Origin of the sequence: Amycolatopsis sp. NPDC058340 (assembly GCF_042723975.1) — a bacterium.
Lineage (GTDB): Bacteria > Actinomycetota > Actinomycetes > Mycobacteriales > Pseudonocardiaceae > Amycolatopsis.
On the sequence record NZ_JBHXIB010000014.1, the window covers coordinates 82309 to 108714 of the forward strand.

At 68.6% G+C, this 26406-nt stretch carries 24 protein-coding genes; 12 read left to right on the forward strand and 12 right to left on the reverse strand.

Going from position 1 to position 26406, the window contains the following annotated elements; all coding sequences use genetic code 11:
* Positions 1-17: 17 nt before the first annotated feature.
* Together ACFWIW_RS18665 and ACFWIW_RS18670 are read left to right on the forward strand one after the other, a co-directional pair.
* On the forward strand, positions 18-536 hold the full coding sequence (locus tag ACFWIW_RS18665) for a helix-turn-helix domain-containing protein (RefSeq protein WP_378369560.1): 519 nt from the start codon (positions 18-20) through the stop codon (positions 534-536).
* Positions 533-1753: an MFS transporter gene (locus ACFWIW_RS18670; protein ID WP_378369561.1), complete on the forward strand. Its 1221-nt coding sequence runs from the start codon at positions 533-535 to the stop codon at positions 1751-1753. The genes ACFWIW_RS18665 and ACFWIW_RS18670 overlap by 4 nt, the downstream gene beginning before the upstream one ends.
* 51 nt (positions 1754-1804) lie before the next feature.
* Here ACFWIW_RS18670 and ACFWIW_RS18675 read toward each other — a convergent pair whose 3' ends face one another.
* Positions 1805-3181 (reverse strand): amidase, encoded by a 1377-nt coding sequence (locus ACFWIW_RS18675; protein ID WP_378369562.1) that lies wholly within the window; start codon positions 3179-3181, stop codon positions 1805-1807.
* Between the two features lie 8 nt (positions 3182-3189).
* On the reverse strand, positions 3190-4179 hold the full coding sequence (locus tag ACFWIW_RS18680) for a D-2-hydroxyacid dehydrogenase (RefSeq protein ID WP_378369563.1): 990 nt from the start codon (positions 4177-4179) through the stop codon (positions 3190-3192).
* A gap of 100 nt (positions 4180-4279) precedes the next feature.
* Between ACFWIW_RS18680 and ACFWIW_RS18685 the strand changes: the two genes are divergently transcribed.
* From ACFWIW_RS18685 to ACFWIW_RS18695, 3 genes are read left to right on the forward strand one after another with little or no spacing between them, the layout of a single operon-like run.
* On the forward strand, positions 4280-5020 hold the full coding sequence (locus ACFWIW_RS18685) for a maleate isomerase (protein ID WP_016336992.1): 741 nt from the start codon (positions 4280-4282) through the stop codon (positions 5018-5020).
* A gap of 44 nt (positions 5021-5064) precedes the next feature.
* The gene (locus ACFWIW_RS18690; RefSeq protein WP_378369564.1) at positions 5065-5835 is read left to right on the forward strand and encodes a maleate cis-trans isomerase; all 771 of its coding nucleotides are present in this window, start codon (positions 5065-5067) and stop codon (positions 5833-5835) included.
* 3 nt (positions 5836-5838) lie between these two features.
* The gene (locus ACFWIW_RS18695) at positions 5839-6531 is read left to right on the forward strand and encodes a GntR family transcriptional regulator (protein WP_378369565.1); all 693 of its coding nucleotides are present in this window, start codon (positions 5839-5841) and stop codon (positions 6529-6531) included.
* Positions 6532-6535: 4 nt separating this feature from the next.
* Here ACFWIW_RS18695 and ACFWIW_RS18700 read toward each other — a convergent pair whose 3' ends face one another.
* The 3 genes from ACFWIW_RS18700 to ACFWIW_RS18710 all read right to left on the reverse strand — a co-directional run bounded on the left by ACFWIW_RS18700 (position 6536) and on the right by ACFWIW_RS18710 (position 10084).
* Positions 6536-7012 carry a DUF4262 domain-containing protein gene (locus ACFWIW_RS18700; protein ID WP_378369566.1) on the reverse strand — a complete coding sequence of 159 codons (477 nt, stop codon included), beginning with the start codon at positions 7010-7012 and terminating at the stop codon, positions 6536-6538.
* Positions 7013-7562: 550 nt separating this feature from the next.
* Positions 7563-8624 carry a tartrate dehydrogenase gene (locus tag ACFWIW_RS18705; RefSeq protein WP_378369567.1) on the reverse strand — a complete coding sequence of 354 codons (1062 nt, stop codon included), beginning with the start codon at positions 8622-8624 and terminating at the stop codon, positions 7563-7565.
* Positions 8621-10084, reverse strand: coding sequence for an NAD-dependent succinate-semialdehyde dehydrogenase (locus ACFWIW_RS18710; protein ID WP_378369568.1), 1464 nt, complete (start codon positions 10082-10084; stop codon positions 8621-8623). Before ACFWIW_RS18710 ends, ACFWIW_RS18705 begins: the two co-directional genes overlap by 4 nt.
* An 88-nt stretch (positions 10085-10172) precedes the next feature.
* On the opposite strand from ACFWIW_RS18710, the gene ACFWIW_RS18715 reads away from it, so the two are divergent.
* Together ACFWIW_RS18715 and ACFWIW_RS18720 are read left to right on the forward strand one after the other, a co-directional pair.
* Positions 10173-11423, forward strand: coding sequence for an aspartate aminotransferase family protein (locus ACFWIW_RS18715; RefSeq protein WP_378369569.1), 1251 nt, complete (start codon positions 10173-10175; stop codon positions 11421-11423).
* Entirely contained in the window at positions 11423-11920 is a 498-nt protein-coding gene (locus tag ACFWIW_RS18720) for a DUF3830 family protein (RefSeq protein WP_038508763.1), read from the forward strand. The genes ACFWIW_RS18715 and ACFWIW_RS18720 overlap by 1 nt, the downstream gene beginning before the upstream one ends.
* 61 nt (positions 11921-11981) lie before the next feature.
* Here the strand turns inward: ACFWIW_RS18720 and ACFWIW_RS18725 are convergent, their stop codons facing one another.
* On the reverse strand, positions 11982-12968 hold the full coding sequence (locus ACFWIW_RS18725; RefSeq protein ID WP_378369570.1) for a hypothetical protein: 987 nt from the start codon (positions 12966-12968) through the stop codon (positions 11982-11984).
* Positions 12969-13141: 173 nt separating this feature from the next.
* Between ACFWIW_RS18725 and ACFWIW_RS18730 the strand changes: the two genes are divergently transcribed.
* Complete coding sequence (locus ACFWIW_RS18730) at positions 13142-16105, forward strand: BTAD domain-containing putative transcriptional regulator (protein WP_378369631.1); 2964 nt, start codon at positions 13142-13144, stop codon at positions 16103-16105.
* Here ACFWIW_RS18730 and ACFWIW_RS18735 read toward each other — a convergent pair.
* Entirely contained in the window at positions 16089-16880 is a 792-nt protein-coding gene (locus ACFWIW_RS18735; protein WP_378369571.1) for a Calx-beta domain-containing protein, read from the reverse strand. The genes ACFWIW_RS18730 and ACFWIW_RS18735 overlap by 17 nt on opposite strands.
* Before the next feature lie 188 nt (positions 16881-17068).
* On the opposite strand from ACFWIW_RS18735, the gene ACFWIW_RS18740 reads away from it, so the two are divergent.
* Complete coding sequence (locus ACFWIW_RS18740; RefSeq protein WP_378369572.1) at positions 17069-18451, forward strand: FAD-binding oxidoreductase; 1383 nt, start codon at positions 17069-17071, stop codon at positions 18449-18451.
* Between the two features lie 12 nt (positions 18452-18463).
* On the forward strand, positions 18464-20017 hold the full coding sequence (locus ACFWIW_RS18745; RefSeq protein ID WP_378369573.1) for an acetolactate synthase large subunit: 1554 nt from the start codon (positions 18464-18466) through the stop codon (positions 20015-20017).
* 52 nt (positions 20018-20069) lie between these two features.
* Here the strand turns inward: ACFWIW_RS18745 and ACFWIW_RS18750 are convergent, their stop codons facing one another.
* The 5 genes from ACFWIW_RS18750 to ACFWIW_RS18770 all read right to left on the reverse strand — a co-directional run bounded on the left by ACFWIW_RS18750 (position 20070) and on the right by ACFWIW_RS18770 (position 24471).
* Positions 20070-21497 carry an MFS transporter gene (locus ACFWIW_RS18750; protein ID WP_378369574.1) on the reverse strand — a complete coding sequence of 476 codons (1428 nt, stop codon included), beginning with the start codon at positions 21495-21497 and terminating at the stop codon, positions 20070-20072.
* Positions 21498-21726: 229 nt separating this feature from the next.
* On the reverse strand, positions 21727-22200 hold the full coding sequence (locus ACFWIW_RS18755; protein WP_378369575.1) for a DUF3761 domain-containing protein: 474 nt from the start codon (positions 22198-22200) through the stop codon (positions 21727-21729).
* Between the two features lie 71 nt (positions 22201-22271).
* Positions 22272-23024 carry an SDR family NAD(P)-dependent oxidoreductase gene (locus ACFWIW_RS18760; protein WP_378369576.1) on the reverse strand — a complete coding sequence of 251 codons (753 nt, stop codon included), beginning with the start codon at positions 23022-23024 and terminating at the stop codon, positions 22272-22274.
* A gap of 9 nt (positions 23025-23033) precedes the next feature.
* Positions 23034-23921 carry an SRPBCC domain-containing protein gene (locus ACFWIW_RS18765; protein WP_378369577.1) on the reverse strand — a complete coding sequence of 296 codons (888 nt, stop codon included), beginning with the start codon at positions 23919-23921 and terminating at the stop codon, positions 23034-23036.
* A complete protein-coding gene (locus tag ACFWIW_RS18770) occupies positions 23914-24471 on the reverse strand; it encodes an ArsR/SmtB family transcription factor (protein WP_378369578.1) in 558 nt (185 codons plus the stop codon). The genes ACFWIW_RS18765 and ACFWIW_RS18770 overlap by 8 nt, the downstream gene beginning before the upstream one ends.
* 84 nt (positions 24472-24555) lie before the next feature.
* On the opposite strand from ACFWIW_RS18770, the gene ACFWIW_RS18775 reads away from it, so the two are divergent.
* Both ACFWIW_RS18775 and ACFWIW_RS18780 read left to right on the forward strand, forming a co-directional pair.
* A complete protein-coding gene (locus tag ACFWIW_RS18775) occupies positions 24556-25632 on the forward strand; it encodes a sensor histidine kinase (protein ID WP_378369579.1) in 1077 nt (358 codons plus the stop codon).
* The gene (locus ACFWIW_RS18780) at positions 25629-26297 is read left to right on the forward strand and encodes a response regulator (protein WP_378369580.1); all 669 of its coding nucleotides are present in this window, start codon (positions 25629-25631) and stop codon (positions 26295-26297) included. Before ACFWIW_RS18775 ends, ACFWIW_RS18780 begins: the two co-directional genes overlap by 4 nt.
* Positions 26298-26406: the final 109 nt, after the last annotated feature.

Here is a 26406-nt window from a genome sequence, read left to right on the forward strand (position 1 = left end):
CAGTCGATACTCGTGACATGTCCGAGTCCCCCAGCCTCGACGGGCTCCGCGTCCTCGCCCATCCCGTGCGGCTGCGCATTCTGTCGCTTTTGACCGGTGTCGCGATGAGCGCGGCCGAAGCCGCCCGCGAACTCGGTGAGACACAAGCGAATGTCAGCTATCACCTGCGGCGGCTGCACGAGGCCGGGCTGCTCGACGTCGCCGAGGAGGTCCGCATCCGGGGCGGGCTGGCGAAACGCTACCGGCACGATCCGGAGTCCGGAATGCGGTTCACCTCGAAGAATCCGGAGGAGGAACAGCTCCTCATCGCGGCGATGGCCGAAGAACTCAAGCGCCGCAGCGAATTCCACCTGCCCGGCGAACACGGGTCGATCAGCGACGCCGAGATGTGGGTCGACCGCGAGACCTGGGAGACGGCGCTCGAACACGCTCGCGAACTGAGCGATCTGCTGCACTCGGCCGCGAAACCGCCCCGCACCAGGGGCACGATCCCGGTCAGCGCGACGGTCGCGATGTTCGAGATGAGGCGACCGTGACGTCACTGCGCGAACCTCTGCGCCACCACAACTTCCGCTGGCTGATCGGCGGCCGCACGTTCGGGGAGTTCGGCAACGCCGTCGCCCCGCTCGCGCTCGCGTTCGCCGTGATCGACCTGACCGGTTCCGCCGTCGACATCGGCATCGTCGTCGGCGCCCGCTCGGTGGCGAGCGTGGTCCTGCTGCTGTTCGGCGGGGTACTCGCGGACCGGCTGCCGCGATCGGTGATCCTGCAAGGCACCGAAGTCGCCGCCACCCTGACCCAGGCCGTCATCGCCGCGAGTGTCCTTTGTGGATTCGCGTCGATCCCGCTGCTGGTCGGCCTGAGCGTGGTCAACGGCGCGGTGGCCGCGATCTCGGCTCCCGCGTCGGCGTCGCTCACCCCGCTGACGGTGCCAGCCACCCAGCTCGCGCAGGCGAACGCGCTGGCCAGGCTGCTGTCGAACTCCGGCCGGATCGCCGGTGCCGGGCTCGGCGGCATCCTGGTCACCGCGGTCGGCCCCGGCTGGGCGCTCGCCGGGAACGCGCTCCTGTTCCTGGGCTCCGCCCTGTCCTACCGGTGCATCCGCCTCAACCGCCGGGAACGGGTCCCCGGCAGCCGCCCGCTGGCGGAACTCGTCGAAGGCTGGCACGAATTCCGGTCGCGCACGTGGGTGTGGGTCGTGGTCGTGCAGTTCATGGTGGTGAACGCCGTCATCGCCGGCGGGATCGCGGTGCTCGGTCCCGTCGTCGCCGACAGCACCTTCGGGCGCTCCGGCTGGGGTTTCGCCCTCGCCGCCCAGACGATCGGCTCACTCGTCGGCGGCATCCTCGTGGCCCGATGGCAGCCGCGGCGCGCGCTGTTCGTCGGCGTCGCCGTGATCCTCTTCGAGGCGCCGCCGCTGATCCTCCTCGGCCAGGCACCTCTGCTGCCGTTGCTGCTGGCGGCCATGTTCGTCTCCGGCCTGGCGATCGAGCAGTTCGTCGTCGCGTGGGACGTCTCACTGCAGGAGAACGTGCCCGAGGACAAGCTCGCGCGCGTCTACTCCTACGACATGCTCGGTTCCTTCATCGCCCTGCCGCTCGGCCAGATGGCGGCCGGACCGGCCGCGCAGCACTTCGGGGTCAGCACGACCCTGCTGGCGTGCGCCGCCCTGGTCGTGGCCGCCACCTGTCTCGCCCTGTGCAGCGGCCAGGTGCGCGGGCTGGTCCGGAAGACGCACGCCGCCCGGCCCTGACGCACTGCCCCGCAAAGTGGTAGCAAAGGTCCCTTGCTCCCTTTCCGCAGGTCACGGCCAGGGGCGAACCTCCTCGAGGAGCTTCGCGACGGCGAGCACCAGGTCGTCGGAGTGCCTCGGGCCGACGATCTGCAGGCCGACGGGGAGGCCGCGGGAAGTGCGGCCCGCCGGCACGCTGATGGCGGGCTGCTGGGTCATGTTGAACGGGTAGGTGAACGGCGTCCAGTCCGGCCAGCCGCTCAGCCCGCTGCCCGGCGGCACCTCGTGCCCGGCTTCGAAGGCGGGGATCGGCAGGGTCGGCGTGATCAGCACGTCGTAGCGCGTGTGGAACTCGCCCATCAGGATGCCCAGCGCGGCCCGCTCGGCGTTGGCGCCGAGATAGTCGCTCGCCGAGAAGGTCTTGCCGAGTTCCCAGACCTTCCGCAGCCCGGGATCGACCTTGGTCTCCGAACCGGCGGGGAAGGTGTCCAGCCACTTGGCCGCCCCCGTCGACCACAGGATGTCGAAGGCGGGCTTGGGATCCGTGAAACCGGGATCGGCCTCTTCGATGTGCAGGCCCGCGTCCCCGAGCGACTGGACCGCCGACTTGACGATCTCCGCGACCTCCGGATCGACGTCGACATAGCCGAGCGTCGGCGAGTACGCGGCGATGAGCCCGCGCACGTCCCGGCGGACGGCCTCGCGATAGGTCGAGACGGGCGGGGCGAGCGCGGCCGGGTCGCGGTAGTCGGGCATCGCGAGAACGTCGAGGAGCAGCGCCGTGTCGTCCACCGAACGCGCCATCGGGCCGGCGTGCGAGAGCGGCCCGAACGGGCTCGCCGGGAACAGCGGGATCCGGCCGTGTGTCGGTTTGAGACCGACGATTCCGCAGAACGAAGCCGGAATCCGGATCGAGCCGCCACCGTCGGTGCCGACGGAAAGCTCGCCCATCCCCGCCGCGACGGCCGCGGCACTGCCCCCGCTGGAGCCGCCCGCCGTCGTCGACGGGTCGACCGGGTTGCGGGTGATCCCGGTCAGCGTGTTGTCGGTGACGCCCTTCCAGGCCAGTTCCGGTGTCGTGGTCTTTCCCAGCAGTACCAAGCCGTTCTCGCGCAGCCGCGCGGTGACCGGACTGTCGACGTCCCACGGCTGGTCGGGGTCGATGCAGCGCGAACCGCGCAGCGTCGGCCAGCCCTGCGTCAGGAACATGTCCTTGATCGACGCCGGGACACCGTCGAGCCAGCCGATCGGATTACCGTCCCGCCACCGAACCTCGGACGCTTTCGCCTGCTCGAGCGCGCCATCGGCGTCGACCAGGCAAAAAGCGTTGGTTTCGCCGTCGCGTTCCTCGATGGCACGCAACGCGTTCTGGGTGGCCTCGACCGGCGACAGCTCCCCGGTGGCATAAGCGGCGACGAGCTCGCTCGCGGTCAACTTGGTGTCGTTCAATCCGGCCCCTAACCTTGGCGAAGCGTCTCCGACGGCACGTATCCGAGCTGCTTGTCCACGACGTTGCGCAGTGGCTCCCCCGCGCGCCAGCGACGGAAGTTGTCCGCGAACACCTCTACCAGAGTATTACGCCAGCCGACGAAGTCACCCGACATATGCGGCGAGATCAGCACGTTTTCCATAGTCCACAAAGGACTTTCGGCAGGCAGTGGCTCCGTGTCGAAGACGTCGAGCGCCGCGCCGCCGAGCGGACCGTCCCGCAGCGCGCCGATCAGATCCGAAGTGACGACGAGTTCGCCGCGGCCGACGTTGACGAACCGTGAGCCGGGTTTCATCGCGGCGAAGGCCTCCGCGTCGAACATGCCCTTCGTCTGCTCGGTCAGCGGCGCGACCGCGACGACGTAGTCCGCTCCGGGAAGATGACGAGACAGCTCCGAAGACGCGTACACGTCACCGAAGTCGGGATCGCCCTCGCGAGGACGGCGTCCGACCCCCGCCACCGACATCCCGGCCGCCCGCAGCATCCGCGCGATCGACCGGCCGATCGGCCCGGTGCCGACCACCAGTACCCGGCGGCCGGAGATCCGTTCACTCTCCCGATGCTTCCACCGCCGCTGCTTCTGCAGGTCCCACGACCGGGCGAAATCCTTGGCGAACGCGAGGACGACCCCGAGCACGTACTCGGCTATCGCCCCGTCGAACACCCCACGCGAGTTGGTGAGGACGACGTCGCTCTCCTGCAGCCCGGGGAAGAGCACCGGGTCGACTCCCGCGCTGGCGATATGCAGCCAGCGCAGCCTGTCGGCCGCGTGCCAGGCGCCCGGGACGGCGGTGGACAGGAAGTCGTAGACGAAGAACGCGTCGGCGCCGGATAACGCGTCGGCCAATCCGGCCGCGTCGGTGTAACGAACCACCGCTTCGGCTTCGATAGCGCGCATGTCCGGTGGGCGCGTGTCTCCGCAGAGCACCGCCAGCACAGGGGTCTCCGAGGCGATCACGTTGACACCGTAAAAGTGGCTCGTATGATTGTCAACAATCCGAGGAACGGACCCCGGAGCACCGGACCTGTGACAGCAGAAGCTTTCCGGAGGCTGAGACTTGGATTTCGACTTACTGGAGTTCGAAGGCCCGTTGGCGCAGCGCGGTATCGGCGTGATCGCCCCCTTCGACCTCGCCCTGGAACGCGAGCTGTGGCGCTGGGTCCCCATGGAGGTCTCCCTCCATCTGGCGCGCACGCCGTACGAGCCCGTGCCCGTCAGCATGGAGATGGCCCAGCTCGTCAGCGACAGCAGGCATCTCGCCGCCGCCACGAGGGACGTGCTCCACGTGGAGCCCGAAGTCGTCGCTTATCTGTGCACCTCCGGCAGTTTCGTCAACGGTGTGGACTACGAGCGTTCTCTGACCAAGGCGATCTGCGACGCCGGCGCGACGGACGCCGTCACCACGTCCGGAGCGCTGGCGGAGGTCCTGCACCAGCTCGACCTCCACCGGGTCTCGGTGCTGACGCCCTACGACGGCGACCTGACCGGGAAGCTGCACGACTTCCTGGCCGAACTCGGCGTTCGCACCGTTTCGAGCGACCATCTCGGCCTGGGCGGCGGCATCTGGAAGGTCAGCTACCGGACCATCGCCGAACGCATCCTCGCCGCCGACCACGCCGACGCCGAAGCCATCTTCGTCAGCTGCACCAACCTCCCCACCTACGATCTGATCGAGCCACTCGAAAGCGCACTCGGCAAACCCGTCCTCACGGCGAATCAGCTCACGATGTGGGCCTGTCTCCGGCGGATGAACCTGCCGATCGTCGGCCCCGGCAAGTGGCTCCGGGAGGTCGACTGACCTCTTCCCTTACGATTGTCGACAATCTGCCCTTCGGAGGTTCCGTGCCCATCACGCCGTTCGCCCCACCCGAGCCGCCGTCCGAGACGACCACCATCGGGTTCATCTATCCCGATCACGCGGCCGAAGACGACTATCCGCTCGCGGAACAGCTCCTCGGCGGGGACATGGCCGGGATCAAACTGCCGGTCGAGCACATCTACGGCACCGATCTCCATGCCGTGCCCGAACTCCTCGACCTAGGCAGCGAAAGCCGGCTCGCCGACGGCGCCGCGCTGCTGGCCAAACACGAGCCGGACGCGGTGGTCTGGGCCTGCACCAGCGGCAGTTTCGTCTACGGCTGGGAAGGCGCCCGCGACCAGGCCGACCGGCTGGCCGCCGTCGCCGGCGTCCCGGCGTCGAGCACCTCCTTCGCCTTCGTCAACGCCGCACGGGCCCTCGGCGTCCGGCGGGTCGCGGTCGCCGCCAGCTACCCCGACGACGTCGCCCGGCTGTTCGTCGAGTTCCTCGGCGCGGGCGGGGTCGAAGTGGTCTCGATGGGCAGCGCGGATATCGACACCGCCGCCGAGGTCGGCGAACTCAGCCCGGAAGCCGTCGTCGAACTCGCGGTGAGCCGCGACCACCCGGCCGCCGACGCCCTGCTCGTCCCAGACACCGCAATGCGGACACTCGGGGAGATCAACACGCTCGAAACCAGGCTCGGCAAACCGGTGCTGACCGCCAATCAGGTCACCGTCTGGGAGGGTCTGCGGCTCACCGGGAAGGCCCCGCTCGTCCGCACCTTGGGCGCCCTGTTCGGACAGAGGAGCAGCTGAACCATGTCCTTGCCGGATATCGAGCCGGTCAACCGGGAATCGACCGCCGGGATCATCGCGCGCCAGCTGCGGGACGCGATCATGACCGGCGCCCTCCCTCCCGGTACCCAGCTCGGTGAAACGGATCTGGCCTCCCGGTTCCAGGTTTCTCGGGGGCCGCTGCGCGAGGCGATGCAGCACCTCGTCTCCGAAGGGCTCCTGCGCAGCGAGCGTCACCGAGGGCTGTTCGTGATCGACCTCGAACCCGGCGACGTCTACGACATCTACTCGGCGCGCTCGGCCATCGAACGCGCCGCGATGCTGCGAGCGTTGCGCGGGGACCGGGAACGGGTCGCCACCGAACTCGAAGAGGCCGTGCGCGCCATGGCCGCCGCCGCGGACGAGGACGACCCGACCGCGCTCTCCTGGGCGGACCTCCGGTTCCACGAGGCGCTGATCGCCGCCTCCGGCAGCAAACGGCTCGTGCGCATGGCACGGACCCTGTTGATCGAGACGCGGATGTGCCTCACCGCCCTGCAAGGGACCTATCAGCAGGTCGAAGAACGGGTCACCGAGCACACCAAGATCATCGAGGCCCTGCGGGCTGGCGACGAAGAGACCGCGCTTTCGCTGCTGGAAGCCCATATGGAGGACGCCGTCCAACGGCTGGCGCCGGGAACCAGCCTGCGGGAGGGCGAAGCTCCCGAGGTGCCCTAGGGATTCAGCCACGGCCGCGCGCCCCCAGCACCGGCTGCCCACCCGTCCCGCCACGGAACTCCCTGTCCCACGGCCAATTGCCGTGCTCGTCCTGGTAGACCAGCTGCAGGGCCCGGAAGTTCTCGCCGTACAGCAGGACGGCGGTGAGCAGATGCGCCGACGGCGAACTGAGCGGGACGACCTCCAACGACGGCCATCCCACCTCTGCCGGCAGCACCTCCCCCGGCTCCGGCGGCCCCGACCGGACCACCCGCTGGGCGAAATAATTCAGCAGCTGGCCGGATCTTCGCTCTCTCAGGCCGGTGACGACGAGTTCCGGAAGACCGGCGTCGGTGAGCCCGACCGTGTACGCGAAGCCTGGTTGCACGATTCCGCGCTCGACCGTCTGCACCATCCAGCCGTACCTCCGGATCAGCGGACGGACCTCCTCGATGAGGTAGTCGTCGCGGGTCTTCCCGGGGTTGTCGCAATGCCAGCACATCGGCACTCCTCCAGTCGTCGAATCCGATGATCGACACTGTGCACCGGGGCACCGACAAAAACTCGCGCCCCGGAGCGGCACGCGTGCGATGAACGGGCTTTCGTACTGGAACTCCCGCCGGGATTCCCTTTCACGGCAACGTTTTTACTCGTCCAGAGAAAATCGGCGGACTTGCCGCACCCGTTGCGGATCGCCGGGCGGCAAGGACCTGCGGAGTTCAACGAGCACTAATGAGGGGTACGACGAAGGTGACGTGTCGCGAAAGCCACTTTCGCAACGTTGAAGGTTGGGAAAGTGGCTTTCGCAACGTCAGCGGCCCGCACACGCACCATCTTGCCCCGCAAAGAAAACCAGCCCACTCCCGGCGCACCGCGTCCGGACCAAGTTCCCAATGTCGCATTAGGGACGGTGAGCGTCTCAAATGCGACATTGGGAACACCGGACCACCCGAAAGCCCCTTACGTGCGCGAAGGGGCCTTCGCGTATGACCCGGAACCATGAATGGACCGTTCATGACATCCGGGACTTGACACGCCACCAGGCTGATGGTTCAAGATAGAGAGGCGACCACCGCGGATCCGAGTTCGGCGGTGGTGGACTTCCCGCCGAGGTCAGGGGTCTGCACGGTCCCCTCCTCGAGAACCTCTTCCACCGCGGCACGGACGTCTTGTGCCGCAACGGTTTCCCCGAGATGCTCGAGCAGCATCGCCCCCGCCAGGATCTGCGCCACCGGATTCGCGATGCCCTGTCCGGCGATGTCGGGAGCGCTGCCGTGCACCGCCTCGAACATGGAAGGGAGCTCACCGGTCGGATTGATATTGCCCGAAGGCGCCATTCCGAGCCCACCCGTCACGGCCGCCGCCAGGTCGCTCAGGATGTCGCCGAACAGATTGGAAGCGACCACGACGTCGAGCCGGTCCGGCGCCTGCACCATCCGCGCGGCGAGCGCGTCGACATGGCATTGTTCGGCGTGCACGTCCGGATACTCCGAAGAGATCTCGGCGAAGATCTCGTCCCAGAACGGCATCGAGTGAATGAGCCCGTTGGACTTGGTCGCCGAACAGACCCGCCCCGTCCGCGTCTTCGCCAATTCGAAGGCGTAGCGGACGATCCGCTCCACCCCGACCCGCGTGAACACGGATTCCTGCAAGACGAACTCGTTGCCGAGACCGCGATTGTGCCTGCCGCCGATCTCCGAGTACTCGCCCTCGGAGTTCTCCCGGACGATCACCATCTCCAGTTCGTCGGCGCTCCGGCCGGCCAGTGCCGACGTCGTCCCCGGCAGCAGCCGGACCGGCCGGAGGTTGACGTACTGACCGAACGCCCGCCGAACCGGGATGAGGAGGCCCCACAACGAAACATGGTCCGGGACACCTGGAAAGCCGACGGCACCGAGAAAGATCCCGTCGAACCGGGAAAGCTGCTCGATACCGTCGTCGGGCATCATCGAGCCGGTCTTGGTGTACCGCTCACAACTCCAATCGAACTCAGTCCAGGACAAGGAGAAACCGTGCGATGCCGCCGCGCGGTCGAGGACCTTGCGGGCCTCGACCGTCACGTCGACACCGATTCCGTCGCCGGGGATGCTCGCGATCCGATACGAAGAAGTCACAGAGCCACCGCGATGTACTTGGTCTCGAGGAACTCGTCGATGCCGACGGTGCCACCCTCGCGGCCGAGGCCGGATTGCTTGATCCCACCGAACGGCGCCGCCGGATTCGAAACCAGGCCTTGGTTGAGGCCGATCATGCCGGCCTCCAACCGTTCCGAAACCCGCAGTGCCCGCTTCAGATCGGAGGTGTACACATAGGACACGAGACCGAATTCGGTGTCGTTCGCCGCCGCGATGGCCTCGTCCTCGCTGTCGAACGGAGTGATCGGGGCGACCGGCCCGAAGATCTCTTCCGATGCGAGCCTGGCGTCCTTGGGCACGTCGGTGAGCACCGTGGCCTGATAGAAGTTTCCTGGACCGTCCACAGTGGATCCACCGGTGAGGACGCGCGCGCCTCGCTCGGTGGCGTCCGAGACCAGGCCGCTGACCTTCTCGACGGCGGCTTCGTCGATGAGGGGGCCGACGACGACACCCTCCTCGGTGCCGCGCCCCATGGGCAGGGCCTCCATGCGCTCGGTGAGGCGCCGGGAGAACTCGTCGACGATGCCTCGCTGGACATAGAAACGGTTCGCGGCCGTGCAGGCCTCACCGATGTTGCGCATCTTCGCGGTCATCGCGCCTTCGATCGCCGCGTCGAGGTCGGCGTCTTCGAAGACGAGGAAAGGAGCGTTGCCGCCGAGTTCCATGGAAGTGCGGAGCACCTTGTCCGCGCACTGTTCCAGCAGCTTCCGTCCGACGCCGGTCGAGCCGGTGAAGGACAGCTTCCGGGCGCGGCCGTCCCGGATCAACGGCTCCATCACGCCGCCGGAATCCGACGTCGTGAGCACGTTCAGCACACCTTCCGGCAATCCCGCTTCGGCGAGGATCGCCGCGAGGGCCAACATCGAAAGGGGGGTCTGAGCAGCGGGTTTGATGATCATCGTGCAGCCTGCCGCCACCGCGGGCCCGATCTTGCGGGTGCCCATCGCCATGGGGAAGTTCCACGGCGTGATCAGCAGACACGGCCCGACCGGCTGTTTGGTCACGAGGAACCGGCCCGTCCCGTTGGGAGCGACGGCGTAGCCACCGTCGATCCGGACGGCTTCCTCCGCGAACCAGCGGAAGAACTCGGCCGCGTAAGTGATCTCGCCCTTCGACTCCGCGAGCGGCTTGCCCATCTCGAGGGTCATCAGCAGCGCGAGTTCGTCGGCGCGTTTGATCAGCAGCTCATAGGCGCGGCGCAAGATCTCGCCGCGTTCACGCGGGGCGACGTTCGCCCAGTCGGCCTGCGCGGCGACGGCCGCGTCGAGTGCGCTGACACCGTCCGCCGGTGACGCGTCGGCCACCTCGCACAGGGCTTCGCCTGTCGAGGGGTCGAGAACGGGGAAGGTCTTCCCGTCGGCGGCGGGCACCCATTTGCCGCCGATGAACAGTTCCTTGTCGACCGCCGTGACTACGCCGGCCTCGCTGATCGAGGTCATCCCAACGCTCCTCCATGTTGTCCCGAACGCCATGCTATGGATATTGTCAACAATCGACAACAGCTCAGCCGACCTAGGAGCGCAGCCCATGGCCCAGCTATCACCGCTGCTCAAGCAGGCAACGCCGGTCGTGGTCGACCACGGTGAAGGGGTTTACCTCTACGGCACCGATGGCAAACGTCACCTGGATTTCACCGCCGGTATCGGCGTGACCAGCACCGGCCACTGTCACCCGCACGTGGTGAGCGCGGCGCAGGAGCAGATCGGCAAACTCATCCACGGGCAGTACACGACGGTCATGCACAAGCCGATGCTGGAGCTGACCGAGAAGCTGGGCGCTGTCCTGCCGGAAGGCCTGGATTCACTCTTCTACGCGAACTCCGGCAGTGAGGCGGTCGAGGCGGCGCTCCGGCTGTCGCGGCAGGCGACGAAGCGGCCCAACGTCATCGTCTTCCAGGGCGGGTTCCACGGCCGGACCGTCGCGGCGGCGACGATGACGACGTCGGGCACCCGGTTCAGCGCCGGGATCTCGCCGCTCATGTCCGGGGTGCACGTCGCGCCCTTCCCGTACGCCTTCCACTACGGCTGGGACGAGGAGACGGCGACGAAGTTCGCCCTGCGCGAGCTGGACTACCTGTTCGCGACGGTCTGCGCGCCGAACGAGACGGCCGCGTTCTTCATCGAGCCGGTGCTCGGCGAGGGCGGGTACGTCCCGGCGAACCCGGAGTTCCTCGCCGGGCTGAGGGAACGCGCCGACAAGCACGGGATCCTGCTGGTGATGGACGAGATCCAGACCGGCTTCGGCCGGACGGGGCGGTTCTGGGGGCACGAGCATTTCGGGGTGCGCCCGGACATCGTGCTCATCGCGAAGGGGCTCGCGAGCGGGTTCCCGATCTCGGGTATCGCCGCGTCGGAGGAGCTGATGGCCAAGGCGCTCCCCGGTTCCCAGGGCGGGACCTACGGCGGGAACGCGGTGGCCTGCGCCGCGGCGATCGCCACGCTCGAAGTGATCCAGCGCGACGGTCTGGTCGAGAACGCCGCCGAACGAGGACGCCAGCTCCTGGAAGGCGTGCGGGTGATCGCGGACAAATCACCGTCGATCGGTGACGTCCGCGGGCTGGGGCTGCTGGTCGGCTCCGAATTCACCACGCCGGACGGCGAGCCGGACACGGCGAAGGCCCAAGCGGCGCAGAAGGCCGCCTCCTCCAACGGGTTGCTGTTGCTGACCTGCGGGGCGTACATGAACGTCGTCCGGATGGTGCCGCCGCTGATCGTCGACTCCGAGCAGGTCGACGAGGCGCTGCGGATCTGGGGTGACGTCGTGGCGGGGGTCGAGTGATGGCCCGCTACATCACGATCACCCTGGACAAGCGCGGGGTGTCCTGCCGCGCCCGGCTGCTCGACGCCGAGGCCCCGCGCACCTGCCGCGCGGTGTGGGACGCGTTGCCGCAGAGCGGTTCGGCCTACCACGCGAAGTACGCGCGCAACGAGGTCTATACGCTTGTGCCGCCCTTCGCCGAGCCGAAACCGGGCCGCGAAAACCCCACGGTGACCCCGATTCCTGGGGATGTCGTGTACTTCGGGTTCGAGGCTTGGGAGATCGGCAATCCGGCGTACGGCTACGACGAGGACAGTGAGGCCCACAGCGACCAGGGCGCGACGGATCTCGCGATCTTCTACGGCCGCAACAACCTGCTGATCAACGGCGACGCGGGCTGGGTGCCCGGCAACGTGTTCGCGACGATCGAAGAGGGCCTGGCCGAGATGGCGGAAGCCGCGCAGGATCTATGGCTGCGCGGTGTCGAGGGCGAGACGCTTTCGTTCGCCCGCGCGTGAAACCCGTGGGCGGTGCGGGTTTCCACCCTCACCGCCCACGGGCCGGCACCCCACCCCGGCTTTACTGTTTCAATTCGGAGAGCCGGTACTCGACGCCACCGACCTCTTCGCCGCGCTGGTCGACCTGAGTCACGTTGACCGTGTACTGCTGCCCACCGGCCGCCTCGGCTCCCGCGGTGAAACTCAGTCTGGCGTCCACCTGTTCACCGGATTTGAACGTCAGACCGCTGATCCGCGCCCTCTGCGGGTTCACGATGGCCAGCTCGGTCTCGCCGATCCGTTCGACACCTTCACCCTTGGCGCCGACCGCCCGCCAGCGTGCGGCGAGGTCGGGACCGAGGTCGATGGTGATCCGCCCCGGACCGGTGAACGGCCTGCCCGGCTGCGTGAAGACGATGTCGCCGACCGCGGTGGGGTCGGGACCGTCCCAGCCGAACACGATCCGCCGATACTCGGGGATCTTGATCTTGAACGGCAGGACGTTGACGTTGTGCCAGCCGATGTTGTTGTTCTTGCGCGCGTTGGTGGACGTGCTCAAGCCTTCGGTCGGCAGGTCGGTCGGCGAAAGCCACCGTGCCAGCAGGCAGAAGTGCGAGCCGAACGGGACCGTCCACGGGATGACGACCGTCTTGGTGCCATACGGCACGGACACGTCGGTCTTCGAACCGATGTAGGTCCACTGGCTCGCCCATTGGGCCACGGTGCCTTGTTTCGTGTAGTAGACCTGCAGTGTCCCCTTCTCGAGGGCATCTCCGTACGGGCCGGGGTTGTTCAACGTGACATGGATGTAGACCTGCTCTCCCTGGTGGACCGGCTGGTCGGTGGCGCAGGGAGGTATTCCCTTGCACACCCGGATGTCAGGACTGGAGTAGAGCGAACCGGTCGAGGGTTCGAACCCGACATCGGACGAGTTGTCGCGGATGAAGACGTCACTCCGGGCCTCCGGCGCGGCCTGCACCGCCGGCGCGACCCCCGCGAACAGCGTCGCGGCGGCCAAGACGGCCGAGGCGAGCAGTGTTCGCCGTCGCCGTGGATTCCTGCTGATCATGGTCCCCTCCTTGGGCGAAACGTTCGACCCGTTGACCGTCGGCCAGAGCGGTTGTGGCGGGGTTGTCGAGATCGTGTGCCCTAATTGGCCGATTTCGGTGGGTCTTCGCCCGGATACGCTCACCGGGGTCACATGCCGGAGGGAGCAGGGTGCCCGGGCCAGGGGAACTACGGGTGCTGGGCCCGGTCGAAGCGATCGGCCCCACCGGGCGGGCGGAGTTGCACGGCGCCCGCCAGCGAGCCGTGCTCGGCGTCCTCGCCCTGCACGCGGGTTCGGTCGTCCCGATCCCCCGGCTGGTCGACGTGCTCTGGGGTGAAGATCCCCCGCGCACCGCGGTGAAGACCCTGCATAGCCATGTCGCCCGGATCCGGCAGGCACTGGAGGATTGCGGGTTCCCACTGGTCCTCCAGACGCGCAAACCCGGATACGTCCTGACGGTCGCACCTTCCTGTGTCGACGCTCTTCGCTTCGAAGAAGAGCTTCGGGCCGCCAAGCGGAGCAATCCCGGTCAGGCGGTGACGGTGTTGCGTGAGGCGTTGCGTCTCTGGCGCGGCGAGGCCTTCGCGGACGCCGAACTCGACGGCTGGGGCCTGCGCGAGGCCGAACGGCTCCAAGAGCTACGGCTGTCCGCCTGGGAAGAGCTCTGGGACGCCGAGCTCAGGCTCGGCGAACACGAGGAGGTACTCCGGGAACTTCCTCGGCTCCGGGCCGAACAGCCGTACCGCGAACGGCTCGCCGCGTTGCACATGCTCGCCCTGCATCGCTGCGGACGGCATGCCGAGGCGCTGGAGACGTTCCAGGCCGTACGCCGAGGACTGGCGGACGAGTTCGGTGCCGATCCCGGACCGGAACTGGTCGAACTGCACACCTCGATCCTGCGACGCGCGCCCGAACTCGACGCACCCGCACGGGGCACCGCGCCCGCGCAGCTCCCCGCCCGTGTCGGACACTTCACCGGGCGGCAGCAGGAGCTCGCCTCACTCGACGAGCTCCTCGACGAAGCCGAGCCGCCGGTCGTGGTCATCTCCGGAGCGGCGGGGATGGGGAAATCCGCGCTCGCCGTGCAGTGGGCGCACCGCATCGCGGACCGCTTCCCCGACGGTCAGCTCTTCCTCGACCTCGCCGGGCACGACCCGCACGAGGCGCTCTCGCCGGGCGACGCGCTCGCGCATCTGTCGCGGGGGCTCGGCCTCCCTGACGACCGGCTGCCCGACGCGACGGCCGAACGCGCCGCGCTCTACCGCTCACTGCTGCACGGCAGGCGGTGCGTGATCGTCGCCGACAACGCGGGCGGTGTCGATCAGATCCTTCCCCTCGTCCCAGGTACGGCCAAGACGATGCTGATCGTCACCAGCAGGCAGTCACTGGCGGCGCTCGGCAGCAGGCACGCCGTCCGGGTGTTCGCCCTCGACGCGCTGGCCGGCCCGGAATCGATGACGTTGCTCACCCGGGTGCTGGGCGCCGACCGGGTCGACCGCGAACCCGCGCAGGCCGCACGGCTGGCGAGGCTGTGCGACGGGATGCCGTTGGCGTTGCGGATCGCCGCCGCGCGGCTGACCGGCGAGCCGAACCGCCCGATCGCGGAACTCACCCACGAGCTCACCGGCGTCGGGCGATTGGAAACCCTTGCGGTTCAAGGGGATTCCCGGACGGTCAAAACCGTCCTCGCGAGTGCCTACCTGCCGCTGGACCGTGCTCCGGCCCGGCTGTTCCGGCTGTCCGGGCTGATCCCGGGGACGTCGTTCAGCGCGGCCCTCGGCGGCGCGCTGTGCGGGGTGCCCGCCGAAGCGGGCCGGGCCTCGGCCGCCGAGCTGTCCGCGGCGCATCTGATCACCCCCGCGGGCACGGATCGCTATCGCCTCCACGATCTGATCCGCGAGTTCGCCGCCGCCTGCGCCCGCACCGACGAAACGACGTCGAGCCGCGCCGAGGCCGCGGACCGGCTGATCGACTGGTACCTGCACGTCGCCGCCGAGGCGAACCGGATCATCGATCCGAACCGCGATCTGGTCACCCCGGCGTTGCGGCATCCGGCGCCCGGTCGTCCGTTCCCGGCGGAAAGACGCGCGGCGCTGGCGTTTCTGGGGGCCGAACGCGCGAATCTGCTGCCCGTGGTGCGGTTCGCCCGCGAATACGGCCGCAACACCGCCGCTTGGCAGCTCACCTACCTGCTCACCAGTTTCTACGACACCACGGGCGGCTGGAACGAGCGGATCGGGCTTTGCCGCGAGGGGGCCGCGGCGGCCGCCGAACTCGACGATCCGTTGGCGGAGGCGGAGATGCTGCGTGCGCTGGGCGCGGCCTACTTCATGACCCGCAGGCTGACGGACGCGCTCGAAACCAACGCCCGCGCGTTGAAGGCCGCCCGCGCGGCGGGTGATCTCGAAGGCGAAGGGCATATCTACAACAACACCGCGAACGCCTACGCCGCGCTTCGCCGGTTCGACGAGGCGATCACCGCGTACCGGCTCGCGGTGGAGCGGTGCACCTCGGCGGGCAACCGGCTCGGGCGCGCCCTGTCCCAGCGCAACCTCGGCCACGCCTACATCCGCCGCGGCCAGCCGATGGACGGTCTCAGTCCGCTGACGGCCGCGCTGGAGACGTTCCGCGAACTCGGCAACGCCCGGCTGGAGGCGGCCACCCTGGACACGCTCGGCGAGGCCTACGAGGAACTCGGCGATCACGCCGTCGCGCTGGACCATCTCGGCAAGGCGCTGGCCGCGTCCAGGGCGATCGGCGACCGCTGGCAGGAGTGGGAGTCGCTGCTGCACGCCGGCCAGGTCCACCTCGCCCGCAAGGACTTCCGGGCCGCGCGGGACGACTTCGACCAGGCGCTGCTGATCAGCCGGGACGTCGGGAACCGGCACAGTGAGGCCGCCGCACTCGACCGGCTCGGCCGCGCCCACCTCGGGCTCGGCGACCTGGCCGCGGCTCGGGAAAGCCTCGAACGCGGCGTCGCGGTCCGGGCGGGCGTCCCGGATCCGTACGAGGAGGCCCATCTGCACCGCGACCTCGGCGACCTGGAGACACGGTGCGGCGACACGGCCGCCGCGGCCGCCCACTGGGCCCGAGCGATCGAGCTGTACCGGCGGGCGAACGCGACGGCCGACGCCGACCTCGTCACCCGGCGGGGCTGATCACCACGGTCGAGGTCGCGTACACGAGCCTGCCCTGCGACGGCTCGAAGAACTCGACCCGCGCCTTCCCCGTTTGCCCGGGCACGATCGTGAGTTCGGCGTATCCCCTGGTCTCACCGCGCTGGAAGGTGACGACGCCGTCCTTCACCGGCTCGTGGGCGGAGCCTTCCGTGCGATAGCGGATCGTGAGCGGCCCCGCGAGCCACGGCCGGGAGAGCACGACCGGCACCTTGCAGGTGGCGCCCGATGCGAAGTTGGGCGGGATCGACCAGCAGATCTCGCCTTCCTGGGTGGTGGCAAGCGGCGCGGTCTTGGCCACGTCGTCGTCGGCCACCCAGGCGACGCCGACGCTGTGCCCGATCCGCACGCCTTTCTCGCCGTACAGGCGCAGCGAGAACATCTCGTCGTTCTCGGCGAAGGAGTCGGCGCGCACCTTGACCGCGATCGTTTGCGTGTCCGCCCGCCCCGACCAGGTCAGCGTGCCCGCACGCGGCAGGTAGTCGGCACTCTCCTTCGCGACGAACGCCGGATCGACCGGCGAGCCGTTGCCCTCGATCGTCCGGTATTCGACCGAGCCCTGCGGCGCGCAACCGCCGTCGGCGAGTGAAACGGTGAAGAGAAGGGTGGTGTATCCGGAGCTTGTCCCCTCGGCCTGGCTGACTCCGCTGACGTTCACCACGGGCGCGGTGCAGCCCGTTTCCCCGCCTTCGGCCGCCGGTACCGCGAGCCCGAACGCGATCGCGAACGACGCCCCCAGCGCCGCGATCCGCCTCATCCTTGATCCCATCGAGCGTCCACCCCTTCCGGCGGGCCGCCGCGGCCCGCTGCGACATGGGTATCCGAGTGAGGTTGTCGTGAGGTTGTGACCGATGGGAGCAAACATGAAAATGATTCATGGCCATCCTCGCCCACGACGTACTACGCTTCGGTAACCAGGCAAAGAAGCGTGAGGAAGGGCAGTCGATGGGCGATGTTGCGGCACGGTTCGCCGAGATCGTCGGGGACGCGAACTTGCTGTCAGGCGAGGCGATCCCCGAGGACTACGCACACGACGAGGCTTTGACCACCTCGGCGCAGAGGCCCGCCTACCTGGCGAAACCGGGAAGCGCCGAAGAGGTCGCGGAGCTGCTCAAGGCCGCGAGCGAACACGGTGTGCCGGTCACCGCGAGAGGATCGGGCACCGGGCTTTCGGGCGGTTCCACACCACGCGAAGACGGCCTGGTGATCTCCTTCGAGCGAATGAACGCCGTGCTGGAGATCGACACCGAAAACCACGTCGCCGTCGTCCAGCCCGGCGTCACACTGTCCGATTTGGACGAAAAGACCACGGAGGCCGGACTCGGCTACACCGTCTATCCCGGGGAACTGAGCGCGAGCGTCGGCGGCAACGTCGGCACGAACGCGGGCGGGATGCGCGCGGTCAAATACGGCGTCACCCGGCACAACGTCGTGGGCCTGCAGGCCGTGCTGCCGACCGGCGAGATCATCCGGACCGGCGGCAAGACCTCGAAGGTGTCGACGGGGTACGACCTGACCCAGCTGATCATCGGCTCCGAAGGCACCCTCGCGATCGCCACCGAGGTCATCGTGAAGCTGTACCCGCGGCTGCCGCACGGCGCCACGGTGTTCGCCCCGTTCGAAACCTTCGACGAAGTGATGACCGTCGTCCCGAAGATCATCTCAAGCGGGCTCGCGCCGCACATCCTCGAGTACATCGACAACCTGACGCTCGCCGCGATCAGCTACAACGAGAAACTCAGCCTCGGCGTGCCGGACTCCATCCGGGACACCGCGCAGGCGTATCTGGTGGTGGCGCTGGAAAACCGCGACAACGACCGGTTGCACGCCGACATCGAGGAACTCGGCGGACTGCTGGGAGACCTCGGCGCGATGGACGTGTACGTGCTCGAAGGCCCTTCGGCCCGCAAGCTCATCGAGGCACGCGAAAAGGCGTTCTGGACGGCCAAGGCGGCCGGTGCCGACGACGTCATCGACGTGGTGGTCCCGAGGTCCGCCATGCCCGAATTCCTGCGCAAGGCGAGGGAAATGGCGATGTCGCGCGAGGCGGGCGCGCTCGGCTGCGGACACGCCGGCGACGGCAACGTCCACCTCGCCATCTTCTGCAAGGACACGGAAAAGCGGAAGCAGCTGCTGACCGACATCTTCGCGCTCGGCATGGAACTCGGCGGCGCGATCTCCGGCGAACACGGCCTCGGAAGGGCCAAGGCAGGCTACTTCCTCGACCTGGAGGACCCGGCGAAGATCGCGCTGATGCGCCGGATCAAGGAAAGCTTCGACCCGGCCGGGATTCTCAACCCCGGCGTTCTTTTCGCTGAGAGGGCTTGAAAAGTGAGTGAGATGAACGGCGCCCAGTCCCTGATCCGCACGCTCGTCGACAGCGGTGTCGACGTGTGCTTTTCGAATCCGGGCACCTCGGAGATGCACTTCGTGGCCGCGCTCGACTCCGTGCCCGAGATGCGTGGCGTGCTCGGCCTGTTCGAAGGCGTCGTCACCGGCGCCGCGGACGGGTACGCGCGCATCGCCGACAAGCCGGCCGCGACCTTGCTGCACCTCGGCCCCGGGCTCGGGAACGGGCTGGCGAACCTGCACAACGCGCGCCGCGCGCACACTCCGATCGTCAACGTGATCGGCGATCACGCGACCTATCACAAGCAGTACGACGCCCCGCTCGAATCGGACATCGAGGCCGTCGCCGGTTCGCTCGAAGGCTGGGTCCGCCGATCCGAGCACACGAAGGACGTCGGTGCCGATGCCGCGGCGGCGGTCGCGGCCTCCCAGGACGCCCCCGGTCAGGTGGCGACACTGATCCTTCCCGCCGACGCGTCCTGGGGCGAGGGCGGCGAAACCTGCGCGCCCATCCCGCCTCGGATCCCGCAGGTCGTCGACGCGACGACGGTGAAGAACATCGCCGAGGTGCTGACCAGCGGGGAACCGGTCGCCCTGCTCGTCGGCGGCAGCGGCTGCCGCGAAGCCGGGCTGCGCGCGACGAGCCGGATCGCGGCCGCGACCGGCGTGAAGACGTTCGTCGAGACCTTCCCCGCCCGGCTCGAACGCGGCGAAGGCCTGCCGACGATCGAGCGGCTCGGCTATCTCGCCGAGCAGGTCGCGTACCAGCTCGACGGGATCAAGCACGTGATCGTCGCCGGTACGAAGGCACCTGTCTCGTTCTTCGCCTACCCCGGCAAGGCGAGCAACCTGGTGCCCGAAGGCGCGCAGGTCCACGTGCTGGCCGAAGTCGCGCAGGACGTGCCGCGAGCGCTGACCGACGTGGCGGAACTGGTCGCGGCCGAGACCGAGCCGGTACTGCAGGAGGCCGCCCGGCCCGCGCTGCCGTCCGGGCCGCTGACCCCGCAGAACTGGGTCGAGGTGATCGGCGCGCTCCTGCCGGAACGCGCGATCATCGCCGACGAAGCGAACACCTCCGGGCTGTTGCTGCCCGCCGCGACCGCGGGGGCACCCCGGCACGATGTGCTGACCCTGACCGGTGGCGCGATCGGGTACGGCATGCCCGTCGCGACCGGCGCCGCCGTCGCCGCGCCGGACCGTCCGGTGATCAACCTGCAGTCCGACGGCAGCGCGCTGTACACGATCTCGGCGTTGTGGACGCAAGCTCGGGAGAACCTCGACGTCACCACGGTCCTGCTGAACAACCGCGCGTACGCGATCCTGCGGCTGGAGCTGCAGCGGGTCGGCGCGGACGCCAACGGCCCCAAGGCGAACGAACTGCTCGACCTTTCCCGGCCCGACATGGACTTCGTCAAGATCGCCGAAGGCATGGGCGTCCCGGCGACCAGGGCGACGACCGCGGAGGAGCTGGCCGAGCAGTTCCAGCGCGCGCTCGCCGAGCCGGGACCGCACCTGATCGACGCGATCGTCCCGACCCTGTTCTGAGCGGAATGTCCTTGCGTTGCGATGAAGTCCCTTCATCGCAACGCAAGGCGCGCTAGTGGACCGAAGCGACCAGCGGCTCGGGCTGACGTTGCTTCGGGACGAAAGCGGTCAAGACGAGCCCCAGGAGCGCCGCACCCGCGGCGACCACGAAGCTCAGCCGGAATCCGGCCGCGGACGGGACGGAGACGCCGCCGACGGTGATCGCCAGCGACGCGAGCATGGACGCCATCACCGCGCTGGACGTCGAAGTGCCGACGGAGCGCATCAACGAGTTCAGCCCGTTCGCGGACGCGGTTTCGGTGACCGGGACCGAGCCCATGATCAGCGCGGGCATGGCCGCGTAAGCGATGCCCACGCCCCCACCGATGATGATCGACGCCGTGATCAGCTCGAAGGCGTTGTCCATCAACACGGTCGCGAAGACATACCCGGTCGCGATGGTGGTGGCGCCGACCATCAGTGTCGTGCGCGGTCCGTAGCGCTCGATGAGCCGGGCCGAAACCGGCGACAGCATGAACATGACCAGACCGTTCGGCGCGAGGCAGAGGCCGGCCTGCACCATCGTCAGGCCGAGGCCGTAGCCGGTCGACGCGGGCGCCTGCAGCAACTGCGGGAACGACAACGCCATCGAGTACAGCGCGAAGCCGATCATGATCGACGCGAGGTTGGTGAACAGCACCGGGCGTCGCGCGGAGACCCGCAGGTCCACGAGCGGATCCCGGCGCCGCAGCTGGTAGGCGCCCCAGACCAGCAGGATCGCCACCGCGCTCCCGCCGAAGGCCAGCGTGCGGCCGCTTCCCCAGCCCCATTCGCTGCCTTTGACGATCGGCAACAGCAAACAGACCAGACCGGCCGTCAACCCGAGCGCACCGAGATAGTCGAACGGCGCCGGTGTCTTCACCGGCGACTCCGGCACCACGAACAGGATCAGCAGGCCGCAGACCAGTCCGAGCCCCGCCGACGCCCAGAAGAGGACGTGCCAGTCGGCGTTCTGCGCGACCAGCGCCGACACCGGGAGCCCGATGGCACCGCCGACGCCGAGCGTCGAACTCATCACCGAGATCGCGGCACCGACCCGTTCCGGCGCGAGTTCGTCGCGCATGATGCTGATGCCCAGCGGGATCGCGCCCATCGCGCAGCCCTGCAGGCCGCGGCCGAGGACCATCAGCGCGAGCGAACTCGTCAGCGCCGACACCACCGAACCGGCAACCAGGAACCCCAGGCTGATCAGCAGCAACCGCCGCTTGCCGTAGAGGTCGCCGAGCCTGCCGCTCACCGGCATCACCACGGCTCCGGCGATCAAGGTCGCCGTCACCACCCACGACGCGTCCGACGGGGTCGTGTTCAGCAGCCGGGGGAACGCCGGGATGAGCGGGACGACGAGCGTCTGCATGAACGAGGCCACCAGCCCGCAGGTGGCGAGCACGACCACGAAGATCCGGGGCGAAGGTGCCCGTCCGGCCGGTTTCACCATGCGCATCCCATGATCCGACCTTACACAGCACCACCCTTCCCAGTGAACGCCGGAGAGCCGGCCGTCAGGCTGTACGTGCACCTGGAACGCGGCCGAACGCGTGAACCCGCCTCGCCGAAGGCCCGCTATCGCGGTGGCAGGGCGCCTGTTCCTCCATCGGAACTCGAATCACCGACCGGCGCCCTGCGACGTCGATCGCGGCCCCGGGTTCACCGACAGGCACTGCCCGGCGGGATCACAGCCAGGTGCGGACCCCACCGTGCCCGGAGCAGGTGCCGCGCCGGTTCTGGCTGTAGCTGTACGAACCGTCCTTGCAGAGGGCGGTCGCGCCGTCGGCCGCGCCGGGTCCGCTCGCCGGCCGATGGACGCACACGCCGTCGGTGTTGCGGTAGTGGTCGCTTCCGCATTCCGCCAGGTTCGGCGCCTTCGCGGCCTGCGTGGTCTTCGGAGGCGTCTTCGTCGGTTTGGGCTCGACCTGCTTCGGCACCTCGACCGCGGCTGTGGTCGTCGGCACGAACTGCTGGGGTTCCGGAGTAGGCGTGGGCGTGCTCGTGGGCGGCGCCCAAGTGCTGGTCGATGTCGGCACCGTTGACACCGGGCTGCTCTGCGGTGTGACCCGCCCGCGGGGCACGGTCTCCACCCCGCAGCCTCCGGCGACCAGAAGCCCGATCGCCAACGCCACGCCCAGCTTCGTCGCCCTCTTCGGCATAACGGCCTCCCAGCACCTGGTGGTGCCGCATAGTCGGGAGGTCGTCCGCCGGTGTTACAGCGGGAGGAACGTCAGTCGACCATCGAGCCGCAACTGATGTTCAACGCCGTCGCCGTGATGCTGCGCGCGTGATCCGATGCGGCGAAGGCGGCCACCCGGGCGACGTCTTCGAGTGAAGCCGTCCGCTTGAGCATGGTCGCGTCGACCATGTCACGGATGGCGTCGTCGAGCCCGGCGCCCGCCGGAATCGTCTCCGGGATCCCGCCGGTGCGCAGGGTCACGACACGGACGCCCTGTGGTCCGAGTTCGCACGCCAGCCCTCGCCGCAACGCCTCCATCGCGCTGAACGCGACCTGTAAACCGCCGAGGTGGTAGCCCGGCAGCGGGTCACCGTCGCCACCGAACATCAGGATCACCCCGGACCCCTGCCCGATCATGTGCCGGGCGGCCGCCCGTGCGGTCAGGAAGTTCGTCCGTACCGCCGTCCGGACCGGGCTTTCCAAGTCCTCCAACGACATCTCGACGAGCGGAGTGCCTTGGACGTCATTGTGCGTGATCACGTTCATCGAGATGTCGACACTGCCCGCCGTGGAAGCCACCGACGCGGCATGCTCGTCGATGGCGGCTTCGTCCAGCGCGTCGAACTCCGCCGTTTCGGCTTTTCCGCCCGCCGTCCGGATTTCGTCGGCCAACGCGTCGAGCTTCTTCAGTGTGCGGCCGGTGAGGTGGACGGTCGCGCCCTCTCTGGCGAATCCGCGGGCCACCGCGCTCCCGATCCCGCCCGCCGCCCCGTAGATGATCGCGTTCCTGCCTTCGAGCAACATCGCTTCCTCCTACTTTCCATCGAGTGTGATGAGTCCTTCGGGCATTCCTTCCAGTTGGATATCGGCCCACAGCGGACGCCACGGGTCGATCTCGTGGAACCGGCGCAATTCCGCCAAACCGCTGAGCCAGCCCATCCACGGGCCGTAGGGCGGCTTCTCCTCGGAGAATCCACTTTGGACGAACGTCAGCTTGGTGCCGCCGCCGGAATCCTCGAGCTCCCAAGTGGCGACGACGCCGTCCTGGTACGCGAGCGACATCTTGGTGCCGGGCACCAGGTCGACGATCTTCGCCGGATCCGGGTCGTTCTCCAGTGACCCCATCGCCCAGCGGCCGCCGATCTCGGTCTCCGCCTCGATCCGGGCGCCGAACCAGCGCGTGAACACGGCGGGATCGGCGATCGAGGAATACACCTCGCCTCGCGGCGCGTCGATCCGCACTTCTTCGCTCATCAGCGGGGAGGTGAGGTCGCAGCGGGCGGTGAGCGGCCGCCCTTCGACGTGGTCGGCCAGGTTCGCGATGGACAGCGCCCAGTACGTGTACATCATGCCGAGTCCCGAATCCGGATCGGCGAGCATCGCGGTGTAGTCCGGCAGACCGCTCTGGCTGAACGACAAGGACGTCCCGTCCCCGTCTTCCGTCAGCGCGATCTCGACGACGGTCTCCGCCCCGCCGACGGTCCACGCGAACCGCAGGACGTCGTCCTCGGCCAGCAACAGCCGCTGGCGCGGACGATCGCCTTCCGGCGTGTAGCGGCCCCAGAACTCGTACCGGGACGGCAAGTCGACCTCCGCGTACTCGGCAAGCCACTCGCGGAGCGCCCCGGGATCGGTCAGCGCGTGCCAGACCTCGTCGATCGGCGCGCGCACGCGCACCTGGAACCTCGTCGGTTCAGTCACGGGCATCTCCCTTCGGGTAACAGGCCACGGCGAGTTTGAAGGCGTCGCCTTCCGCTCCTCCGTAGCGGGTGAACAGGTCCTGCAAAGTCGTCTTCAATTCGTCGAGGAACTCCTGGCGCCGCTCGGGCTCCACCCGGATCTCGCCGGAAACACCGATCGACGGCAGCTCCGGCGCGGCCCTGTCGAGCGCGGCGACGTCCGCCTGGACCTCCTCCATGAGGTCCACCAGGTACCCCAGGCTCAGCTCGTCCCGCGCCGCCCGCGGACCGAGCCGTCCGACCAGGCCCGGTGACAGCCAGTACGAACGGGCGGTCGCCTGGTACACGCCCTCACTGACGGCGCGCACCTTCCGCTCCGACACCTGCTTCACGAGACCGGCTTCCACCAGTCGTTTCACGTGGTAGTAGACCCGCTGCGGGGTCTGATCCAGCACCGTCGCCACCTCTGTGCACGACCGCGGCTCCGCCAGCTGCCGCAGGACGTCGACCCGCTGCGGTTTGAGCAACGCCTCCGCCTGCTCCAGCCGATCGAGGTACTCCACATCCTTCACGACGCCACACCCTTGATCACAAAAATCAGTTTGAACGTAAAAATCCATTTTGTCAATCGGCCTGGATCGCGCTACTCTCGTCGTGTGGCGATCCTGCGGCGGTACGCGGCGGAAATCGCGGTCACCGTGGCGGTGGTCGCGGGTTCCGTCGTGGTCTCGCTCGGAGAGGGCGCGGAGACACCGCGCAACGCGGTCGTCGGCTGGGTCTGCGTGGCACTCGCGTGCGCGGCGTTGTTCCTGCGCCGCCGGTACCCGCTTCCCGTCGCGATCTTCACCGCGGTGTGCTGCGCGGTCTACTACCCGCAGACCGATCCGGACGGGTTCGTCCTGCTCGCGTTCGCCTTCGCGCTGTACAACAACGCCTCGACCGGGCGGATCCGGAGCGCGGCGGTCGTCGCGGCGGCCTCGATGGGCGGCGTCGCGATCGGCGAAGCGGGGGCCGGCGCGTCACGGCAGGTGGACAACTTCGCGTTCCTGCTGATGGCGGGCTGGTTCATCGCCCTGGTCGCGGTCGGCGCCGTGACGTACTACCGCCGAGAGGCCGAGCGCACCAAGGAGGCCGAGGCGCAGCGAAGGGCCACCGACGAGCGACTACGGATCGCGCGCGAACTGCACGACGTCCTCGGCCACAACCTCGCGCTCATCAACGTCCAGGCGGGCGCGGCCCTGCACGGCAAGGACCCGGCGAAGGCCGAGGAGGCGCTGACCACGATCAAACAGACCAGCAAGGAGGCGTTGCGCGAACTCCGCGCCACACTGGGAATGCTGCGACAGGCGGACACCCCGAGCCTGGCCAGGGTCGCCGAATTGGCCGAGTCGGCGGGCGCACACGGGTTGACCGTCCGGACCGAGATCGACGGTACGGCGACGGAGCTGCCGCCCGACGTCGAACACGCCGCCTTCCGGGTCGTCCAGGAGGCGCTGACCAACGTCGCGCGCCACGCCGCCGCGAACACCGTCGTGGTCCGGATCGGCTACACACCCCATGATGTGTCCGTGCAGATCGACGACGACGGCCGGGGAGGCACGGCGGAGCCCGGCAACGGGATCCGCGGTATGACCGAACGCGCCGAGGCCCTCGGCGGTGAACTCACCGCGGCCGCGCGTGAGGACGGCGGCTTCCGGGTCCGCGCCCGGCTTCCCTTGCGGGTGAAGAAATGATCCGGGTCCTGCTGGTCGACGATCAGCGGCTGGTCCGCGCCGGGTTCAAATCCATTTTGGACAGTGAAGACGACATCACCGTGGTCGCCGAAGCGGCCGACGGGCGTGAATCCCTCGAAGCCGCGCGCGAACACGAACCCGACGTCGTCCTGATGGACATCCGGATGCCGGTGATGGACGGGCTCACCGCGACCCGGCATCTGCTCGGAGACCCGGCGCGGGCCGGAACGAAGGTCGTCATCCTCACCACCTTCGACCTCGACGAGGACGTCTACGGCGCGTTGCGTGCGGGTGCCAGCGGGTTCCTGGTCAAGGACACCGAACCGGAGGAACTGATCCACGGTGTCCGCGTGGTCGCCAGGGGCGACGCGTTGCTCGCGCCGTCGATCACGCGCCGCCTGATCTCCGAGTTCGCCGGCCGGGTGGACCGGCCCGCCCCCTCGCCCACCCTGAACCGGCTCACCGAACGGGAACGCGAGGTGATGAGCCTGGTCGCGGCAGGTCTGTCCAACGACGAAATCGCGAAGGAACTCGTGCTCAGCCCGGCGACGGCGAAGACGCACGTCAGCCGGATCATGACCAAGGTGGACGTCCGTGATCGCGCGCAGCTCGTCGTACTGGCCTACGAATCGGGCATGGTCACCCCTCGCTGGTTGACCCCGTGACCACAACCCCGGTAGTACGGGAAGCGCCTTAGGGGTACCCAGAAGTTGCGGCCCGAGTGCCCGCCCGAGCCCGACGCCATGCGGCCGGGGAAAGCCGATGCTTTCCGGC

Coding starts and splice junctions, on each gene's coding strand:
- ACFWIW_RS18665 (WP_378369560.1), top strand. CDS start 18: ATGTCCGAGTCCCCCAGCCTCGACGGGCTCCGCGTCCTCGCCCATCCC.
- ACFWIW_RS18695 (WP_378369565.1), top strand. CDS start 5,839: ATGTCCTTGCCGGATATCGAGCCGGTCAACCGGGAATCGACCGCCGGG.
- ACFWIW_RS18700 (WP_378369566.1), bottom strand. CDS start 7,012: ATGTGCTGGCATTGCGACAACCCCGGGAAGACCCGCGACGACTACCTC.
- ACFWIW_RS18710 (WP_378369568.1), bottom strand. CDS start 10,084: ATGACCTCGATCAGCGAGGCCGGCGTAGTCACGGCGGTCGACAAGGAA.
- ACFWIW_RS18715 (WP_378369569.1), top strand. CDS start 10,173: ATGGCCCAGCTATCACCGCTGCTCAAGCAGGCAACGCCGGTCGTGGTC.
- ACFWIW_RS18720 (WP_038508763.1), top strand. CDS start 11,423: ATGGCCCGCTACATCACGATCACCCTGGACAAGCGCGGGGTGTCCTGC.
- ACFWIW_RS18725 (WP_378369570.1), bottom strand. CDS start 12,968: ATGATCAGCAGGAATCCACGGCGACGGCGAACACTGCTCGCCTCGGCC.
- ACFWIW_RS18735 (WP_378369571.1), bottom strand. CDS start 16,880: ATGAGGCGGATCGCGGCGCTGGGGGCGTCGTTCGCGATCGCGTTCGGG.
- ACFWIW_RS18740 (WP_378369572.1), top strand. CDS start 17,069: ATGGGCGATGTTGCGGCACGGTTCGCCGAGATCGTCGGGGACGCGAAC.
- ACFWIW_RS18745 (WP_378369573.1), top strand. CDS start 18,464: ATGAACGGCGCCCAGTCCCTGATCCGCACGCTCGTCGACAGCGGTGTC.
- ACFWIW_RS18750 (WP_378369574.1), bottom strand. CDS start 21,497: ATGCGCATGGTGAAACCGGCCGGACGGGCACCTTCGCCCCGGATCTTC.
- ACFWIW_RS18755 (WP_378369575.1), bottom strand. CDS start 22,200: ATGCCGAAGAGGGCGACGAAGCTGGGCGTGGCGTTGGCGATCGGGCTT.
- ACFWIW_RS18760 (WP_378369576.1), bottom strand. CDS start 23,024: ATGTTGCTCGAAGGCAGGAACGCGATCATCTACGGGGCGGCGGGCGGG.
- ACFWIW_RS18780 (WP_378369580.1), top strand. CDS start 25,629: ATGATCCGGGTCCTGCTGGTCGACGATCAGCGGCTGGTCCGCGCCGGG.